General features: G+C 68.1%; 18 protein-coding genes and 1 riboswitch. Of the genes, 11 read left to right on the forward strand and 7 right to left on the reverse strand.

Features of this window, described 5'->3' with window-relative positions:
* Window positions 1-256 precede the first annotated feature (256 nt).
* Complete coding sequence (locus tag Pth03_RS04225; protein ID WP_203942773.1) at window positions 257-505, forward strand: helix-turn-helix domain-containing protein; 249 nt, start codon at window positions 257-259, stop codon at window positions 503-505.
* A gap of 125 nt (window positions 506-630) precedes the next feature.
* Here Pth03_RS04225 and Pth03_RS04230 read toward each other — a convergent pair whose 3' ends face one another.
* Window positions 631-1,626: a C40 family peptidase gene (locus tag Pth03_RS04230; RefSeq protein ID WP_239118745.1), complete on the reverse strand. Its 996-nt coding sequence runs from the start codon at window positions 1,624-1,626 to the stop codon at window positions 631-633.
* A 130-nt stretch (window positions 1,627-1,756) separates the two neighbouring features.
* A riboswitch (cyclic di-AMP (ydaO/yuaA leader) is annotated at window positions 1,757-1,920 on the reverse strand.
* A gap of 389 nt (window positions 1,921-2,309) precedes the next feature.
* On the opposite strand from Pth03_RS04230, the gene Pth03_RS04235 reads away from it, so the two are divergent.
* From Pth03_RS04235 to Pth03_RS04260, 6 genes are all read left to right on the forward strand, one after another.
* Entirely contained in the window at window positions 2,310-2,858 is a 549-nt protein-coding gene (locus tag Pth03_RS04235; RefSeq protein ID WP_203942774.1) for an amino-acid N-acetyltransferase, read from the forward strand.
* 121 nt (window positions 2,859-2,979) lie between these two features.
* Window positions 2,980-4,128: an RDD family protein gene (locus Pth03_RS04240; protein ID WP_203942775.1), complete on the forward strand. Its 1,149-nt coding sequence runs from the start codon at window positions 2,980-2,982 to the stop codon at window positions 4,126-4,128.
* A gap of 164 nt (window positions 4,129-4,292) precedes the next feature.
* The gene (locus tag Pth03_RS04245; protein WP_203942776.1) at window positions 4,293-4,952 is read left to right on the forward strand and encodes an RDD family protein; all 660 of its coding nucleotides are present in this window, start codon (window positions 4,293-4,295) and stop codon (window positions 4,950-4,952) included.
* 543 nt (window positions 4,953-5,495) lie between these two features.
* A complete protein-coding gene (locus Pth03_RS04250) occupies window positions 5,496-5,840 on the forward strand; it encodes a histone-like nucleoid-structuring protein Lsr2 (RefSeq protein ID WP_203942777.1) in 345 nt (114 codons plus the stop codon).
* 268 nt (window positions 5,841-6,108) lie between these two features.
* Entirely contained in the window at window positions 6,109-8,610 is a 2,502-nt protein-coding gene (locus Pth03_RS04255; RefSeq protein WP_203942778.1) for an ATP-dependent Clp protease ATP-binding subunit, read from the forward strand.
* A gap of 403 nt (window positions 8,611-9,013) precedes the next feature.
* Window positions 9,014-9,949, forward strand: coding sequence for a TIM barrel protein (locus Pth03_RS04260; protein WP_203942779.1), 936 nt, complete (start codon window positions 9,014-9,016; stop codon window positions 9,947-9,949).
* A 147-nt stretch (window positions 9,950-10,096) separates the two neighbouring features.
* Here Pth03_RS04260 and Pth03_RS04265 read toward each other — a convergent pair whose 3' ends face one another.
* Complete coding sequence (locus tag Pth03_RS04265; RefSeq protein WP_275413023.1) at window positions 10,097-10,966, reverse strand: iron-sulfur binding domain-containing protein; 870 nt, start codon at window positions 10,964-10,966, stop codon at window positions 10,097-10,099.
* A gap of 126 nt (window positions 10,967-11,092) precedes the next feature.
* Between Pth03_RS04265 and Pth03_RS04270 the strand changes: the two genes are divergently transcribed.
* Window positions 11,093-11,800, forward strand: coding sequence for a hypothetical protein (locus Pth03_RS04270; protein ID WP_203942780.1), 708 nt, complete (start codon window positions 11,093-11,095; stop codon window positions 11,798-11,800).
* A 10-nt stretch (window positions 11,801-11,810) separates the two neighbouring features.
* On the opposite strand, the gene disA is transcribed toward Pth03_RS04270, so the two are convergent.
* The 5 genes from disA to Pth03_RS04295 all read right to left on the reverse strand — a co-directional run bounded on the left by disA (window position 11,811) and on the right by Pth03_RS04295 (window position 15,912).
* Window positions 11,811-12,896 (reverse strand): DNA integrity scanning diadenylate cyclase DisA, encoded by a 1,086-nt coding sequence (disA, locus tag Pth03_RS04275; RefSeq protein WP_203942781.1) that lies wholly within the window; start codon window positions 12,894-12,896, stop codon window positions 11,811-11,813.
* An 87-nt stretch (window positions 12,897-12,983) separates the two neighbouring features.
* Entirely contained in the window at window positions 12,984-14,411 is a 1,428-nt protein-coding gene (gene radA, locus Pth03_RS04280) for a DNA repair protein RadA (RefSeq protein WP_203942782.1), read from the reverse strand.
* 39 nt (window positions 14,412-14,450) lie between these two features.
* Window positions 14,451-14,777 carry a thioredoxin gene (trxA, locus tag Pth03_RS04285; RefSeq protein ID WP_203942783.1) on the reverse strand — a complete coding sequence of 109 codons (327 nt, stop codon included), beginning with the start codon at window positions 14,775-14,777 and terminating at the stop codon, window positions 14,451-14,453.
* Window positions 14,774-15,151 (reverse strand): MerR family transcriptional regulator, encoded by a 378-nt coding sequence (locus Pth03_RS04290; RefSeq protein ID WP_203942784.1) that lies wholly within the window; start codon window positions 15,149-15,151, stop codon window positions 14,774-14,776. Before Pth03_RS04290 ends, trxA begins: the two co-directional genes overlap by 4 nt.
* Before the next feature lie 62 nt (window positions 15,152-15,213).
* Entirely contained in the window at window positions 15,214-15,912 is a 699-nt protein-coding gene (locus tag Pth03_RS04295; RefSeq protein WP_203942785.1) for a class I SAM-dependent methyltransferase, read from the reverse strand.
* Window positions 15,913-16,077: 165 nt separating this feature from the next.
* On the opposite strand from Pth03_RS04295, the gene Pth03_RS04300 reads away from it, so the two are divergent.
* The 3 genes from Pth03_RS04300 to Pth03_RS04310 are packed head-to-tail and all read left to right on the forward strand — an operon-like array spanning window position 16,078 to window position 18,294.
* On the forward strand, window positions 16,078-16,893 hold the full coding sequence (locus Pth03_RS04300; RefSeq protein WP_203942786.1) for a sugar phosphate isomerase/epimerase family protein: 816 nt from the start codon (window positions 16,078-16,080) through the stop codon (window positions 16,891-16,893).
* On the forward strand, window positions 16,890-17,675 hold the full coding sequence (locus tag Pth03_RS04305) for a class I SAM-dependent methyltransferase (RefSeq protein WP_203942787.1): 786 nt from the start codon (window positions 16,890-16,892) through the stop codon (window positions 17,673-17,675). Before Pth03_RS04300 ends, Pth03_RS04305 begins: the two co-directional genes overlap by 4 nt.
* The gene (locus Pth03_RS04310; protein ID WP_203942788.1) at window positions 17,668-18,294 is read left to right on the forward strand and encodes a TetR/AcrR family transcriptional regulator; all 627 of its coding nucleotides are present in this window, start codon (window positions 17,668-17,670) and stop codon (window positions 18,292-18,294) included. The genes Pth03_RS04305 and Pth03_RS04310 overlap by 8 nt, the downstream gene beginning before the upstream one ends.
* Window positions 18,295-18,420 lie beyond the last annotated feature (126 nt).

An 18,420-nucleotide genomic window follows, 5' to 3' on the forward strand; every position in this document is an offset into this window, starting at 1 on the left:
CCGTCCATGGCGGCGCGCGGAGGCCGTCGGCTTCTCCGCACGCCGCGTGGCCGTCTCACATACCGGGACATGAAGTCGGTGTGAAATGCCGGGAAATTCGCCAGATCGCCGGACGGCTGGGGACGATGTGACCCCCGGGACCAGTGATCACCAGGGTGGTTTTCACGACAAGGTCCAACCTTGACGACCTTGGTCGGAGGCGTTTACCTTCCCGAAGGTGGACCGACCCGTTCATCGTCGTGGGGGAGGGTAGACGATGGGGCTTCCTGACGTCGTCACAATGGGCGAGGATCTTGTCGCAGATCATGAGCGTGCCGGTCTCACCGGTGAGGACCTGTTGCTTCTCGCGGAGCTCGCCAAGGGTGTCACCGCCGAGCGGGTGGGCCGCAGTCTCGATGTGAGCGGGCGCACCGTCAGAAGGCGGCTGCGTCACATTTGCGACCAGATCGGCGTCGCGACCGCGATCGAGGCGGTCGCCTGGGCGGCCCGCCGCCGCCTCATCTGACCGTCTCTCCACCGCGAGAGGTCATCCGTACGGCCGGCCCGGCCTCCCGCGCCTTCGCGGGCCCGGTGGCGTCACATGCCATCACGGACCCGCGGAGGGTACGGCCCGGCCGGCGGGCCCGCGACTCAGTCGGCGACGCGGACGACTCCCGCGATCGGCCGTCCGGCGAGGGGTGCGACACGGACCACGTCTCCCGTGTGGGGCGCGTGGACCATGTAGCCGCCGCCGATGTACATGCCGACGTGGTGCAGGTCGCTGTAGAAGAAGACCAGGTCACCGGGGCGCATGTCCTTCGTGGATACGTGCGTGCCCGAGGTCCACTGGCTGCCGGTGTAGTGCGGCAGGCTGATGCCGACCGTGTGGTAGGCCGCCATGATCAGCCCGGAGCAGTCGAAGGAGCTGGGCCCCGCGGCGCCCCAGACGTACGGCGAGCCCTGCTGCGCCAGCGCCCATCGCGCCGCCTGTGCGGCCTTGCCGCTGCCGATGACGGGGAAGTCCACGCGGCGTGCGACGCCGCCGCTGACCTCGAGACCGACCTTGCTGTAGAGGTTGCTCTCCGCCTTCTTGACCATCTTGGTGATCTTGGTCCGCTGCGCGGTGAGGCTGTCGAGCAGGTCCTTCACCTCCGCCTCGCGGGCGGTCGCGCTGGCCTTGGCGGCGGCGGCGGCCTTCATCGCGTTGGCGACCTCGGCGACCTCTTGGCCTTGCTGCTGTTCCAGGGCGTACTGCATGGACGCCTGGTCGAGGTAGCTCTCGGGGTTGGCGCTGCCGACCAGGGCGAGAGCGGTGGTTCCGAGGCCACCGGTCATGTACGCGTTCTGGGCGAGGTAGCCCGCCTTCTGGCGGAGTGTGGCCAGTTGATCCTGGCTCTTGGCGAGGGTCTTCTTGGCGAGATCGGCCGACCGCTTCGCCGCGGTGAGACGGACCTTCTGGCCGTTGTACTGCTCGGTGAGGGTCTCGATGTCGTTGTAGAGCTTCTCGACCTGGGCCGCGAGCTCCTTGGTGGTGGGTTTCGGCTCGGCGGTCGCGGAGATCATGGGGGCGCCGACCGTGATCATTGTGATCCCCACGCCGATTAAGACCAGCTTGCGGATGGAGCCGGACAGGACTCCACCCGCCACGGACTTCCGGCTTCGGGTGTGTCTGCCGGCAGCCCGCTCGCGACGTTCGTGCAACAAGACTCCTCTCCAATGTCGTGTCGCACGGACCGGTCCGCTATTTGCGAGGGGGAACGGACCAGACGGGGTTCCGCACGGCACTCTTGGCCGCCTACCGGGTTAGCTGACGGGTTCGGGCGGGAGTGGCCCTACCTTTCGGATTCACCCCTTGTTGATCTAGATCAACCAGATCTGCACAGTTGGGTCCCCGGTTCTCCCCCACACGTGCGTGCGGGGCAGATTCGGCGGTCCGGCTTCCGCGGGGGGCGCGGCGACCGTATTGCCGCTGGACGATACGGCATTTGGGGTTCTAGCTCAACCAGAACCCAGGATCGCGTCGAGGTTGTGCAACCGAACGATCACGAGGTTGTTACGGGTGAGGTTGGCGCGCACCCTGTTCTACCTGCGATTTAACCTTTTTGGATCGTTTTGACACTGGTCGCTCGGGGGTCAACCCTGAGTAAAATCTGAAAATCTGTGAATCGGGCGCCCACGGGGTACGGTCGCCCCGCATGATCATGCCGCACCTGCCGGGGATCCGGGCCTGCATTTTGGGTCGGGCCGATATTGGTGCGGACGACTCGTCAGCGCAGGCCGGGCGTGACCACAGGGCCTTACTGCGGCGGCGCCGACTACGCTGACGATCCATGGAGCAGGTCGCCGAGCAGACACCCGCGGAGTCAGGGCCTCCGACGGTGGTCGTGCGCAGAGCCACGACGGCGGACGTGCGGGTGATCCGCCGCCTCGTCGACGCGTACTCCGGGGTGGGTCCCCGCCTGCTGGAGAAGAGCACCGTCACGCTCTATGAGGACGTGCAGGAGTTCTGGGTCGCCGAGGCCGACGGTGTGGTCGTCGGCTGCGGAGCGCTGCACGTGCTCTGGGAGGACCTGGCAGAGATCCGCACCGTCGCGGTCGACCCCGCCGCCCGCGGCCGCGGCGTGGGGCACCGCATCGTGGCCGCGCTGATCGAGACTGCTCGTGATCTGGGAGTGCGCCGCGTTTTCTGCCTGACATTCGAGGTCGACTTCTTCGGGCGTCATGGTTTTGTTCCCATTCAGGGCACTCCGGTGTCACCTGAGGTTTACGCCGAGCTTCTCGCGTCCTACGACGAAGGCGTGGCCGAGTTCCTCGACCTGGAGCACGTGAAGCCCAACACGCTGGGAAACACCAGAATGTTGCTCCACCTCGATCGGTGATCTTGACTGGCTCGGTTACTTGCCGAAAAAGTGACTGTTGATATACCTCTCGCTACGTTAGGCGTTATCAGCATGCGAGCCTGACGATGTGCCGCACGCGCACTCGAAACGAGGTGACACGGTGAGCACCGGACAGCCGCCGTATCCGCAGGATGATTCAGACGGAGCCCATCCTCCCGCGAACCGCCAGGACCCGGACGTCACGATCATCGGCTACGGCAACACGGCGCAGCAGCCGGGTCCGCAGCAGGGACAGGGATACGGCCAGCCGGGCTACGGAGCACCGGCCTATGGTCAGACGGCCCAATATGGGGGTGACGCCCAGCCTGGATACGGCGGGCAGCAACCCCCGCATCCGTACGGCCAGCAGCCCCAGCAGCCGTACGGGCAGCCCGGCTACAACCAGCCGGGCTACGGCCAGCCCCAGCAGGGCTACGGTCAGGGGCAGCCCGACTTCGCGCAGCCCCAGCAGCCCTACGGCCAGGGGTACGGTCAGGGCTACGGCGAACAACCCCAGCAGCCGTACGGCCAGCCCGACTACGGTCAGCAGCAGCCCTACGGGCAGCCCGGCTACGGTCAGCCTCAACAGCCGTATGGGCAGCCCGGCTACAACCAGCCGGGGTACGGCCAGCCCCAGCAGGGCTACGGACAGCCCCAGCAGCCCTATGGCCAGCCGTACGGGCAGCCGGGATACGGCGGCCAGCCCGGGTACGGACAGGTCGGCTACGGCGGGCCGTACGGGCAGCCTGTGCCGCCCGGCGCGCCGGCGCCGCTCGCCGAGTGGTGGCAGCGCCTGGTCGCGCGGATCATCGACGGCGTCGTCCTCGGGATCCCGTTCGCCATCGTCTCCGGGATCATCGGCTCCATCCTGATCACGCAGGCCGGGTTCGACCCGACCACGGGCACCGTGACGCTGGAGAGCGGGGTGTTCGCCGCCGCGGTGATTACCGCACTGCTCGGCGGCGCGGGAATGATCGCGTACGAGTTCCTCATGCTCCGCGCCAAGGGGCAGACCCTTGGAAAGATGGCCATGGGGATCAAGGTCGTTCCCGTCGGCGGGGTGCTGGCGCCGGGCGGACTCGGGCAGGACACGGCGGCGAAGCGGGCGGGCGTCGCCTTCGGCCCGCAGTTGCTCCGGTGGATTCCGTTCGTGGGCTGGATCGCGAGCCTGTTCGCCTTGGTGAATGTGCTCTGGCTGCTCTGGGACAAGCCCCTACGGCAGGCGTTGCACGACAAGATCGCCGAAACGATCGTGGTAAAGATCAAGTAGCGGTGCAAAACGGGGCCGATGGAACGGACCATCGGCCCCGTTTTTGTATCTTCGGCACAACAAGTGCGGCGCGTGCAGAGGGGGGATAATCCTCGTAACGGTGAGGCTTTCGTGCGCGATGCTTGACCGAAGCCGGTCTCTACTCCGTCACGAGAGGTGACCAAATGACCGCAGAACCACCCCCCGGACAGAATCCTTATCAGCCGGGGCCGCCGCCTCCGGGTGGATATCAGCCTCCGCCGCCTCCGCCGCCCGGTGGATATCCGCCGCCCGGCTACGGCCCTTATGGAGCCGGCCCTCAGGGAGCGCCCGTTCCCCCCGGCGCCCCCGCGCCTCTCGCCCTATGGTGGGAGCGCTGGGTCGCGCGAATCATCGACTTCATCATCTTCTTCGTCGTGTACTACATTCTCCTGTCCATCCTCAACTCGATCTTCAAGCCGTCCTTCGCGGATCTGCTGCAGAACCCCACGGGCACCCTGTTTATGCCCTATTTCCTCGCCGGTGTGATCGCCTATGGCGCATATACGGCCTACGACTACGTGCTGCACTCCAAGGACGGCCAGACCCTCGGCAAGAAGGTCATGAAGATCAAGGTCGTCGGCGTCGGAGGGGCCGCACTGGATTCGTCCGCCCTTATGAAGCGCTCGGCTCTCTACCCCGGGGTCATGGTTCTCATGGCCTTGGTGGGGGCGTCCTCCCTCTTCAACTTCCTCGCCGGAATCCTGATGCTCGTCATCGCTGTGATGGTGGTGGCCGACCAGCCCCTTCACCAGGGGCTTCACGACAAGGTCGCCGGCACGATCGTGGTGAAGGCGCCGCAGTGACCTGGTGCCGATATCGCATCGACCCGGTGTGATCTACTTCCCGTAGTGGGGGTTAAAGGTGGGGCGGCCGCTTCGGCGGACCGCCCCACTTGGTATTCATGGGTATGATTTCGGCGCCATCCGGTAAGGCGGCTGGAGAGACGGGGATTGCCTTCCTCGCCAGGAGGCCACCCGGAACGAGGACCCAGGTCGGCGCGGCGCTATCGTCGTGTCGTGGCCCTACGGCTGGGAACGCCGCGCACGGCCAGCTGTCATCCGAAATTTACACGGGTGCCGCGAAAGACACCCCCGGCGCGAGCGAGTCAGAATGTCAGATGTATTGTCCGCGTTGATACCTTCCGTCGTCGCCGCGGGAGCCGTCGTGTACGGGATCGTAAAGTTGGTACGTTCCGATGCGGCGGGGCTCAGGCCAACGCGGCAGTCGCGGGAGAACTCAGGAAGCTCTCAGGTTCCTGAGAATCCACAATCTTGAATTGTCAGCCAAGGGAACCGGGTATATGTTTGGCTGACGAAACAAACTATGCTCCGCGAAAGGATTGCCGGATGGCCAAGCATACACAGGTGATTCTCATAGATGATCTCGACGGTGGCGAGGCCAATGAGACCGTCGCGTTCGCCATTGACGGGACCTCTTATGAGATTGACCTGAGCGACGGCAACGCCAAGCGGCTTCGCGATGCTCTGTCGCCTTTCGTCGGCGGTGCACGACGGGCCGAATCCGGCCCTGCCCGTGGTCGCCGTCGTGGTGTCGGTGGAAGCGCCCAGCGGGCGATGAGCCGCGAGAAGAGTGCCGAGATCCGCGCATGGGCGAAGTCGCACGGTCACCCCGTGAGCGAGCGTGGCCGTATTGCCGCGTCGATCGTCGAAGCGTACGAAGCGGCGCACTAACTGCGCTCTTGATCGCGCGGTTATCGCGATCGTCGGATGTCCTGACGATCGCGATAACCGCGCGATTGTGTTTGCCGTCTCCTAAAACCTCGTTCGCTTGCGGCGTATCCGGAACATCTCGCCGCGGTCAGGGGGTTGGATAGAGGGTGAACGCCTCGCTCTCGGGGAACCCCTCTGCTAAGGGAGCGGTCGCTGGGTCGGGGCTACCATGCGGAACGACGGGCCGGATCTCCCGGGCTCGCCTGACCGCTCTGTGAGGAGCGACGAGATGTTCGAAAGGTTCACCGACCGTGCGCGGCGGGTTGTCGTCCTGGCTCAGGAAGAAGCCCGGATGCTCAACCACAACTACATCGGTACTGAGCACATTCTTCTTGGTTTGATCCATGAGGGTGAGGGTGTCGCCGCCAAGGCTCTGGAGAGCCTCGGCATCAGCCTTGAGGGTGTGCGCCAGCAGGTCGAGGAGATCATCGGCCAGGGCCAGTCGGCGCCTTCGGGGCACATTCCCTTTACCCCGCGTGCCAAGAAGGTCCTTGAGCTGTCGCTCCGCGAGGCCTTGCAACTCGGTCACAACTACATTGGCACGGAGCACATCCTGCTCGGCCTCATCCGCGAGGGTGAGGGCGTGGCGGCTCAGGTGCTGGTGAAGCTGGGGGCCGACCTCAACAGAGTGCGGCAGCAGGTCATCCAGTTGCTCCATGGCTACCAGAAGGAGCCGGCGGCGGCGGGTGGACCGCAGGAGGCCGCGCCTTCGACCTCCCTTGTGCTCGACCAGTTCGGCCGGAACCTGACCCAGGCCGCCCGTGAGGGCAAGCTCGACCCGGTCATCGGCCGCGAGAAGGAGATCGAGCGGGTCATGCAGGTCCTCTCCCGGAGGACCAAGAACAACCCTGTGCTCGTGGGAGAGCCCGGCGTCGGCAAGACCGCCGTCGTCGAGGGCCTGTCGCAGAAGATCGTCAAGGGCGAGGTGCCCGAGACGCTCAAGGACAAGCAGCTCTACACGCTCGACCTGGGCGCCCTGGTCGCCGGTTCCCGCTACCGCGGCGACTTCGAAGAGCGCCTGAAGAAGGTGCTGAAGGAGATCCGCACCCGCGGCGACATCATCCTGTTCATCGACGAGCTGCACACGCTCGTCGGAGCGGGCGCGGCCGAGGGCGCGATCGACGCGGCGAGCATCCTCAAGCCGATGCTGGCCCGTGGCGAGCTCCAGACGATCGGCGCCACCACGCTCGACGAGTACCGCAAGCACCTGGAGAAGGACGCCGCGCTCGAGCGGCGGTTCCAGCCGATCCAGGTCGCCGAGCCGAGCCTCAGCCACACGATCGAGATCCTCAAGGGTCTGCGCGACCGTTACGAGGCGCACCACCGGGTCTCCATCACCGACGGCGCCCTCGTGGCCGCCGCCCAGCTGGCCGACCGGTACATCAGCGACCGGTTCCTGCCGGACAAGGCGATCGACCTCATCGACGAGGCCGGGTCGCGGATGCGCATCCGCCGGATGACCGCTCCGCCGGACCTGCGCGAGTACGACGAGAAGATCGCGAACGTGCGGCGTGAGAAGGAGTCCGCGATAGACGCGCAGGACTTCGAGAAGGCCGCCGCCCTGCGTGACCAGGAGAAGCAGCTCCAGCTCAAGCGCGAGCGCCGTGAGAAGGAGTGGAAGGCCGGCGACATGGACGTCGTCGCCGAGGTCACCGAGGAGCTGATCGCCGAGGTCCTGGCCACCGCCACGGGCATCCCGGTCTTCAAGCTCACCGAGGAGGAGTCCCAGCGGCTGCTCCGCATGGAGGACGAGCTCCACAAGCGGATCATCGGCCAGGATGACGCCATCAAGGGCCTGTCCCGCTCGATCCGCAGGACGCGCGCCGGTCTGAAGGACCCGCGGCGCCCGGGTGGTTCGTTCATCTTCGCCGGTCCGTCCGGTGTCGGTAAGACCGAGCTGTCCAAGGCGCTCGCCGAGTTCCTCTTCGGCGACGAAGACGCTCTGATCATGCTCGACATGTCGGAGTTCATGGAGAAGCACACGGTCTCGCGGCTGTTCGGCTCCCCGCCCGGCTACGTCGGGTACGAGGAGGGCGGCCAGCTGACCGAGAAGGTGCGGCGCAAGCCGTTCTCGGTGGTCCTGTTCGACGAGATCGAGAAGGCCCACCCGGACATCTTCAACTCGCTGCTGCAGATCCTGGAGGACGGTCGCCTGACCGACGCCCAGGGCCGCGTGGTCGACTTCAAGAACACCGTCATCATCATGACGACCAACCTCGGCACCCGGGACATTTCCAAGGGCATCGGGGTGGGCTTCGCGAAGACCGACGACGCGGAGAGCAACTACGACCGGATGAAGTCGAAGGTCCAGGAGGAGCTCAAGCAGCACTTCCGGCCCGAGTTCCTCAACCGCGTCGACGACATCGTGGTCTTCCACCAGCTCACGCCGAAGGAGATCATCCAGATCGTGGACCTCATGCTCGCCCAGGTGGACGAGCGTCTGAAGGACCGCGACATGGCGCTGGAGCTGACCCCGGCCGCGAAGCAGTTGCTCGCCGACCGCGGATACGACCCGGTCATGGGTGCCCGTCCGCTCCGCCGGACGATCCAGCGCGAGCTGGAGGACAGCCTGTCCGAGAAGATCCTGTACGGCGACCTGCGTCCGGGCCAGATCGTCAAGATCGACATCGAGGGCGAGGGCGACGCGGCGAAGTTCACGTTCACCGGCGAGGCCAAGACCCCGGCGGTTCCGGACTCGGCGGCGTCCATCGCCGAGCCGATCCAGAACTGACCTGGATGTAGAGAGAAGTCGCGAGGGGCGCCCCAGGCGCCCCTCGTCGGCGTTCTGGGCCCGTTCTCAGGAAATGCCGGCATGTCGGCCCGTGTGAGGTGATCTCACGCGGGCTTTTTGTTTTGCGTGAGAGCGGGTGTCACGCCACCAGACGTAGTACTACACTCTGTAGAGTCTGGCCGGGATCCATATGGACCGTTGACGTGTGCGAGCGCAGTCTCGGCGTCATCCCAGAGGAGTACCTGTCAGTCCACTGTGAGAGGGACGCGGGAAACCGGGCGTCCGCGGGAGGCTCGGTCGGGGCCGGGAAGATCCCGGTGTCAACGGGACCTCGGCCCCATGCGATCGGGACCGATCGTCTGGATCATGGTCAGAGAGTGCACAAACGTCTGGGAGGCATCTGATGCGCCTGTTGCATGACGACGGGACGCTCGTTCACCTGGCCTATAACGCCGGGGTTCATCCCGCCGAGGACCTGGAGAACCTGATCGCGCACCTCACCCGGTACGCGGTCCCGGTACGCAGGAAGCTGGGGGTCGAGCGGCTCGGCATCGGACTGTGGCTGGCGCCCGCCGTGGCCGACCACCTCATCGTCGATCGCATCGAACTCGTCCGGCTCCGCCGTTCGCTCGAGGAGCGGGGTCTCGAAGTGGTGAGCCTCAACGGGTCGGGCGGCCACAACCAGGACGTGCCCGGTCCTGACTGGGCCAAGCCCGAGCGTTATCGGTACACGATGTCGCTGGCGAAGATTCTCGCGTTCCTGCTTCCGGACGACGTGCAGTTCGGCAGCATCTCCACGATTCCGATCGGGTGGCGCCGCGACTGGCCCGCCGATCTGCATTCGATCGCCTCGCGGCGCCTCGAACGGCTCTCGCGGGAGTTGCGCGGCCTCTACAGCGTCACCGGGAAGACCATCCGGGTGGGTTTCGAGCCCTGGCCCGGATGTGTGCTGGAGACGACCGAGCAGGCGCTTGAGCGGGTCTGCGGCATCGACTCCGAGCATCTCGGGGTGTGCCTGGACGCGTGTCACCTGTCCTGCGGCGTCGAGGAGCGGGCGGCGGCGTTGCGCGGTCTGGCGCTCGCCGGTGCTCCCGTGGTGAAGCTGGGACACGTCCACAACCACAGCCAGGAGATCCCGAGCACTCAGCCGGTGCTTCAGGACACGCTGAACGCCATCCTCTCGGGCGCCGTCAACGGCACCGCCCACGTCGAGGTCGAGGCCCACGAGTGGACCGCCCCCAAGACGAAGAGCCCGGCGGCCCTCGTCGCCCGCCTCGCCGACGAGCTCGACTGGACCCGGCGCAATCTGACCGATCTGGGTCTCAAGCTCGCCGCCTGACCCGTCAGTGCATGATCACGAAACTTGTTTTCGCAGGTCGAGCGAGGTTTCGTCGAACTTCTGCATGATCACGACCGGTGTTTGCGCCGGTCAGGTGGGCATCCGCCGAACTTCTGCATGATCACGCCCAGGGGGTTGGGGGGAGGGTCAGGCGGGGAGGCGGTAGGTGCCGTCGTCGAGGAGTTCGGCCAGGCCGTCGTCGAGGAGGCCGTCGAGGGCGCGTTCCCGCTGCGCGTGGTCGTCCCAGACCGCATCCAAGGCCTCCTTGGGAACCGGGCCGTACGCCTCGCGCAGGACGGCGAGCAGTCGCCCCCGGCACTGCCGGTCGGTGCCCGCGTAGGTCTGGCCCACCCGCGCGGGGCCCGCGTGAGCGGGACGTCCGGCCAGCCGCCAGGCGCATCGTGCTGTGATGGGGCATTGCTCGCATTTGGGGGCGCGAGCCGTACAGACCAGGGCGCCCAGCTCCATCACCGCGACGGCCCAGCGGGGGGCTCCCACCGGGGGCAGCAGCGACTCGGCGAGCTTGCGCTCAGCGGCCGTGGTGGCCTTGGGCGGATACTCCTCCCCGCGCACGGCTCTCGCCAGAACCCGGCGCACGTTGGTGTCCAGGACGGCGTGGCTGCCGCCGTAGGCGAAGCTGGCGACGGCGGCAGCCGTGTAGTCCCCGATACCCGGCAGGGCCCGCAGCTCGTCATACGTGGACGGCACGCGGCCGCCGTGGTCCGCCGTGATGGCCCTGGCGCACGCGTGCAGGTTCAGTGCCCGCCGTGGATAGCCGAGGCGCCCCCAGTGCCGTACGGCCTCGCCTGGAGGCTCCTGGGCGAGGGCCTGTGGAGTGGGCCAGCGCTCCATCCAGTCGGCCCAGACGGGGAGGACCCGGATGACCGGGGTCTGCTGGAGCATGATCTCGCTCACGAGGATTCCCCACGGCGTCGCGTCGGGGCGCCGCCACGGCAGGTCGCGGTTGTGCTCGGCGTACCAGTCCAGGATCGGTTCACGCAATGAGGAGGCGGCCACGGTCCGACCTTATCGCCGGTCATTCTGGAGCAGGTCCGGACGGAAGCGGCTCGCGTGACCGCTTCGGCGGGGGACGAAGCGGCGAGCCGTTTCCCCTGGCGGGCCATGACTCTCCATACTGTCCGTATGGATCCGGACACGTTCCGTGGTGATGTGGGTGTAGAAGGAGCGGACGTCTACTGGCGCCGCCGGGTGGCCGTGCTCACCGGCATGCTCGTCGTCGTGGCGGTCGTCGCCTGGGCGTGTTCGAGTGCGTCCAGCAAGCCGGACACCTCCAATGGCGTCAAGGCCTCTCCGGGCGCCAATGAGTCGCTGGTCGTCTCGCTCCCGTCACCGCTCGCCTCCAAGAGCGCGGGTGGCTCCGGTGCCGTGGTGCCCGGCGGGCCTTCGCCCACGCCTGGCTCGTCCGCGCACGCGTCGAAGAGCGAGAAAGCCCGCCGGCCCGGTGCGCCCTGCGATGCCAAGGACCTGGTGGTCGCCCTCCAGAGCGGGCAGGAGGTCTACAACAAGGACGCGATGCCGAGCTTCCTGCTGACCATCGTGAGCACCGGACGGACGGAGTGCACCGTCGACGTCGGCCCCCGCACGCTGGAGATGCGCGTCACCTCCGGCTCGGAGCGGATCTGGTCGACCGCCGACTGCGTCAGCGGCTCCGGCGTCGACACGCAGACGCTCGAGCGGGGCGTCCCGTACGTGCGCACCATCAACTGGGACCGCAGGCTCTCGGGGAGCGACTGTTCGAGCAGGCGCCCGTCGGCCACTCCCGGCACCTACGTCGCGGCGGCGCACGCCGGGATGCTGAAGAGCCCGAGGGTCGTCTTCCACCTGCGCTGACGGCGAGAGCTCAGAGGTAGCGTTCGAGAATCGACGATTCGGCGAGGCGGGACAGGCCCTCACGGACGCTGCGGGCGCGAGCCTCACCGACGCCGCCGACCGACTGGAGGTCGGTGATGCTGGCCGCGAGAAGCTTCTGCAGGCCGCCGAAGTGGCCCACCAGCCGGTCGACGATCGTGTCGGGCAGCCGGGGCACCTTGGCCAGCAGGCGGAATCCGAAGGGGCTGACCGCGGTCTCCAGCGCGTCGGATCCGGAGTGGCCGAGCACGTGGGCGACGTTCGAAAGGTCGAGCAGGTCGGTGGAGGACAGGTCGTCGAGCTCCCGCATCGCCTCGGCGAAACGCTGGGGCAGGTTGCCGAGCGACGCGGGCTGGTAGTCGCGCACGATCAGCTCCCGATCGGCGTCGACCCCCGCCACCAGCTCGTCGAGCTGGAGGGTGAGCAGCCGGCCGTCGGTGCCGAGCTCGACCACATATCCCTCGATCTCCCCGGCGATGCGGCGCACCATCTCCAGCCGCTGGACCACCGAGGCCACATCGCGGACGGTGACGAGATCTTCGATCTCCAGCGCCGACAACGTGCCCGAGACCTCGTCGAGCCGCAGCTTGTAGCGCTCCAGCGTGGCCAGGGCCTGGTTGGCCTTGGACAGGATCGCCGCGGACCCCTCCAGCACGTAGCGCGTGCCGTCGAGATAGAGCGCGATGATCCGCATCGACTTGCTGATGGCGATCACGGGCAGTGACGTCTGCCTGGCCACCCGCTGGGCCGTCCGGTGCCGGGTGCCCGACTCGTCGGTCGGGATCGTGGGATCGGGGACGAGGTGGACGGCCGCGCGCACGATGCGCAGTTCGCCGCTGTCGAGCACGATCGCGCCGTCCATCTTGGCCAGCTCGCGCAGCCGGGTCGGTGCGAAATCGACGTCGAGGGTGAATCCGCCGGTGCAGATCTCCTCGACGGAGTCGTTGTAGCCCAGGACGATCAGACCGCCGGTGTGGCCGCGGAGAATGCGCTCCAGCCCGTCACGCAGGGCTGTGCCGGGAGCGACCGCGGCGAGTGCGGCCCTCCATCGGTTGTCCAGTCCCTTGTCGTTGTGCACGTGACCCCCGTGCTCGGACGGCTACTACATCCCGCGACGCCCCTGACGGCTCATGACGCCGCACAGTTTACCGGCGTAACGGTTTCTTCACGTGACGTGTGCGAGTGCGTCCCACACGTGCTGTATTTCTGTGACTTCGAAGCCGGGCGCGAAGTTGGTCGTGCGCGCTCCCGTGTCGCGTACGGCCACCAGGCCGCCGCGTGACTTCGGGGGATCCAGGCGGGGAGTGTCACCCTCCAGGGAGCCCGTGGGCACGAGGGCCCGGGTGAAGCCCAGCCGGGCCGCCTCCGCGAGCCGCCTCCGCACCTCTCTGACCGGCCGCAGTTCGCCGGCGAGCCCCACCTCGCCGAGGACGATCAGGCCGGGCGGCAGCGCGCTGTCGGCGACGGCGCTGACCACAGACATCATCAGAGCCAGGTCGACCGCCGGATCGGTCAGGCGGATGCCGCCGACGGTCGCGGTGAACACGTCGGCCTTGCCGATCTTGGCGTTGAGGCGGCGTTCGATCACCGCGAGCACCATCGCCACCCGGTAGGAGTCGAGCCCGGACGACGTGCGCCGCGGTTGCGGAGCCTCGGTGGCGGCGACGAGTGCCTGCAGTTCGGCAGGGATGGGCCGGGTGCCCTCGATCGTGACCGTGACGCAGGTGCCCGCCACCGGCTCGTTGTGCCGCGAGACGAAAAGGCCGCTGGCGTCGGTGATGCCGGTGATCCCGCGCTCGTGGAGGTCGAAGCAGCCGACCTCCTCGATCGGCCCGAACCTGTTCTTGATCGCGCGGACCATGCGGAGACGGGAGTTGCGGTCGCCCTCGAAATGGAGGACCACGTCGACCAGGTGCTCCAGAACCCGGGGGCCCGCGATCGAGCCGTCCTTGGTCACATGGCCGACGAGCACCGTGGACATGCCGCGCTCCTTGGCCAGCCGTACGAGGTTGCCGGCGACCTCACGGACCTGGGTCACGCCGCCGGGCACGCCGGTGGCCTCGGCCGAGCCGATCGTCTGCACCGAGTCGACGATCAGCAGCCGGGGCTGCACCTTCTCGACGTGCGTGACCAGCGCCGACAGGTCGGTCTCCGCGGCGAGGTAGAGCCGGTCCTCGATCGCGTCGATCCGGTCGGCCCGCAGGCGGACCTGGGCCGCAGACTCCTCGCCGGTGACGTACAGGACGTTCTCGTGGCGTGCCATGCGGGCCGCCGCCTCGAGCAGCAGCGTCGACTTGCCGATGCCGGGCTCGCCCGCCAGCAGCACGACCGCGCCCGGCACCAAGCCGCCGCCGAGCACGCGGTCGAGCTCGCCCACCCCTGTGGGCCTGGCGTGGGCGACCTCGGCCTTGACCTGGCCGATGGGGACGGCCGGAGCCGTCACCGCACCGGGTTTGACCACGTTGGCGGCCTGCCGGGATCCCGCCTCTTCGACCGTGCCCCACGCCTGGCACTCTCCGCACCGGCCGACCCACTTGGCGGTGGTCCATCCGCACTCGCCGCACCGGTACGCCGGCCTCGCTGCCTTGCTCACGTGCGGGAGGCTACCCGGCGCCGCCGACAATCGGGGCCGTCAGACGGGTTCTCCCACGTGACCGGCCAGTTCGGCCAGCAGGAGGCGCTTCGGACGGGCGCCCACGATCTGCCTGACCACCTCGCCGTCCCTGTAGAGGTTCAGGGTGGGGAATCCCAGCACGCCGTACCGCTGGGCGATCTCGGGGTGCTCCTCCGCGTTGAGCTTGGCCACCGTGAGGCGGTCGCCGTACTCCTGGGCGATCTCCTCGAGGACGGGCGCGATCATTCGGCAGGGTCCGCACCACTCGGCCCAGAAGTCGACGAGCACGGGCGTGTCGCTGCGCAGCACCTGCTCCTCGAAGTTCTCCGCCGTCAACGTGATCATGGTTCTCCTCGTTTCACCAGGCAGCCCGGGCACGCCTCGGCGAGCTGGGCGGCCACCTCCGATCGGCGGGCCAGCAGGGAGCGGATCTCGGAGTCGATCTCGGCCAGCTTGCGCCGGTAGACGACGACGGACTCAGGGCAGGATCCGCCCGACTCGTGTCCCGACCGCAGGCACTCCACGAACGGGCGGGCGTCCTCCAGGGTGAAGCCCACGGCGATCAGCGAACGGATCTCCGCGACGAGCCGCACGTCGGCCTCGTCGTAGTCGCGGTACCCGTTCGCCGAGCGCCGGGCCCTGATCAGCCCGTTCTGCTCGTAGTAGCGCAGCGCGCGGGGACTCACGCCCGCCCGCCTGGCCAGCTCTCCGATCCGCATCGGCCCTCCTCGGCATGACCGTAAGCGTTGACGCCGACGTCATGGTCAAGGCTTCGCGGGGCTCAGAAATGCCGCCATCTCAAAACGTTGGGGTAGAAGATCTCCAGCCCGGCGGTCTCCTCGGCTGCGTGGGCCGCCACCTCGGGGGTGAACTCGATCCGCAGCACCGCCTCCAGGTCGGCCCGGGTGGCGAAGACCATGCGAAGGTCGAGCTCCCTGCGCTGCCAGCCCTGCCGGGACCAGAACTCCTCGACCGCGGCGGGGGAGTAGGAGCGGACCGTCTGCCGGAACCAGCGGCCGAAGTCGCCGCGCGAGCCGTCCAGGTCGACCACGAAGGCGGCGCCTCCGCGGCGCATCACCCGGGACAGCTCCTTCAGGCCGGGCTCGCATCCGGGGCCGAAGAAGTACGCCCATCGGGCGACCGCCACGTCAATCGACGTGTCCGGCAGCGGCAGGCTCTGGGCGGTCGCCGTACGGACGGCCACGTTGGGCAGTGCCGCACATCGGGAGGCCGCGAGCGAGGCGAGACCGGCGTGCGGCTCCACCCCCACGACACGCGCGGCGGCGGCGGCCAGCGCAGGAAGATGGAAACCCGTGCCGCAGCCGATGTCGAGCACGGTTGCCCCGTCCCACGGCCGGATCCCGCGCATGGCGGCCTCCACCAGGCCGTCGGGGTCCACGGCTCGGTTCTCCACCTCGTAGACCTGGGGGGAGTTCCAGATGTTCGGGCTTGGTACGGCCCCGCTCACGATCCGCGCCATGGGTTCACGATAGTTCGTGATCTTGCATGCCATCATTGTGGCGAAGCGGCACACGGTGCTCTCCCGGCTTAGGCTGGAGTCCGTGAACGGGCGCAGGCAGGCTATCCAGGATCACCGCACTGCCACGGCGACGTGCCCGTCGAGCCGCCAGGGGAGGCGGGCGAAATGAGTGTCATCCGCGTGCCCAGCGCGAAAGTGGCGTTGTCGACGGCTTCGGTGTATCCGGAGCGTACGCCCGACGCCTTCGAGCTGGCCGCACGCCTCGGATATGACGGCGTCGAGGTCATGGTGGGCCAGGACCCGGTCAGCCAGGACGTGGAGGTCCTCCAGCGCCTGAGCGACCACTACTCGATGCCGGTGCTCGCCGTGCACGCGCCGTGCCTGCTGGTCACGCAGCGGGTATGGGGGCGTGACCCGTGGGTCAAGCTGCAGCGCGCGCGTGATGCGGCCGAGCGGCTCGGCGCCCAGACCGTGGTCGTCCATCCGCCGTTCCGGTGGCAGCGCGACTACGCCAGGGACTTCGAGGTCGGCCTGGCCCGCATGCGCGACGAAACCGATGTGATCTTCGCGGTCGAGAACATGTTCCCCCTGCGGGCGCGGGGCAACGAGGTCGTGCCGTACGCGCCGGACTGGAACCCGATCGACTACGACTTCCCCCAGGTGACGCTCGACCTCTCCCACACGGCCGTCTCCGGGTCCGACGCGATGGAGATGGCCTCCAAGCTCGGCGACAGGCTCGCCCACCTGCACCTCGCCGACGGCGTCGGTACGACGAACAAGGACGAGCACCTCGTGCCCGGCCGGGGCTCCCAGCCCTGCGCGCAACTGCTGGAGCGACTGGCGGGCAACGGGTACGGCGGGCTGATCGTGCTGGAGATCAACACGCGCAAGGCGGTCAGCCGTACGGAGCGGATCAACGATCTGACCGAGGCGCTGGCCTTCGCCCGGCTGAACTTCGCCGCCGCCACGAAGGCCACATGACCAGGGCGCGCGAGGACAGCCATCTGGTCTTCGACAGGGTGGCCGAGGCGTACGACGCCGCGCGACCGGAGTATCCGGAAGGGCTTTATGTCGCGCTGGAGGAGTTGTCCGGCAGGGGGCTGGAGGGCGCCCGCGTCCTGGATGTCGGTGCGGGCACCGGCATCTCCACCCGCGGCCTCCTGGATCGCGGCGCCCGGCCCGTCGCCGTCGACCGCGGCGGGCGCATGTTGTCCCGCCTGCGCGCCCGTACGGCATGCGAGGCGCTGCTGGCCGACGGGAACGCGCTGCCGTTCCGCGACGGAGTGGCCGACCTGGTGACGTACGCGCAGGCGTGGCACTGGCTGGACCCCGTGTTGTCGATCGCGGAAGCCGTACGGGTGCTCACCCCTGAGGGCGCGGTGGCCGGATGGTGGAACTCGGTGGACGCGGGCAAGGCCGACTGGCTGGCCGCCTGCCAGGTGAGGCTGGCCGACTCGTGCGAGGGGTACACCGGACCCGCGCTGCCCGGGTGGAGCATGCCGCCGATCGCCGACGCGATGGGGGAGGCCGGGCTCCAGGTCGGCGAGACGTGGGTGCACTGGACCAGGGGGGTGCTCCTGGACGACTTCCTGACCGATCTGCGGTCGCACTCGTACGTGGCCACGCTCGCGCCCGAGGCGGCGGATGAGGTGATGAGCCGCGAGGGCGCCGAGCTCGGCAAGGTCTTCCCCGACGGCAGGATGACCGTGCCCATGCGCGTCTACCTGGCGGTGGGACGGAAGGTGCCTGGCGGCGGTGGCTAGAGGACCGGCCTCGGCCGCGTCCGGGGCTCCCGCGGCCGGGGAGAAGAGGCGGCGGCCCGGGCGCAGACCGGGGGCGGCGGACACGCGCGGCGAGATCCTGGCCGCCGCGCGGAGGGTCTTCGCGGAGAAGGGCTTCGACAAGGCGACGATCCGCGGGATCGCACGGGAGGCGGGCGTCGATCCGGCCCTGGTGCACCACTATTTCGACACCAAGGACGGGATCTTCGTCCAGGCGATGCAGCTTCCGATGGATCCCGCGGTGGCGTTACCGGCGGTCCTGGCCGGCCCGCGTGAGGAGGTCGGCGAGCGGCTCGTGCGCTTCATCCTCACGCTGACGTCCGATCCGCAGGCGCGCGAGCCCGTGATGGCGCTCATGCGTACGGCGATGGCGCACGAGCAGGCCGAGGTCATGATCCGCGAGTTCGTCACCCGGGCGGTGCTCGGGCGGGTGGCCGAGGCGCTGAAGATCCCGCCGATCCGGCTGGAGGTCGCCTTCGCCCAGATGTTCGGCGTGATCATGATGAGGTACATCCTCAAGCTGGAGCCGCTCGCGTCGGCGAGCATCGACGAGCTGGTCGCGCTCCTCGCGCCGACGATCCAGCGGTACGTGGACGGTTGAGGACGCCTGCCGATTTCCGGTCCAGAGCCTTGTTCTAGTATCGGATCGGAGTGATCCGTATAGAGGGCATAAGTTACCGGCGGGTACTATTCGGGTGGTCCCGGAAGTCGTGCTCCGGACGGATTG

The sequence above is a fragment of the Planotetraspora thailandica genome, from assembly GCF_016863335.1.
GTDB lineage: Bacteria > Actinomycetota > Actinomycetes > Streptosporangiales > Streptosporangiaceae > Planotetraspora > Planotetraspora thailandica.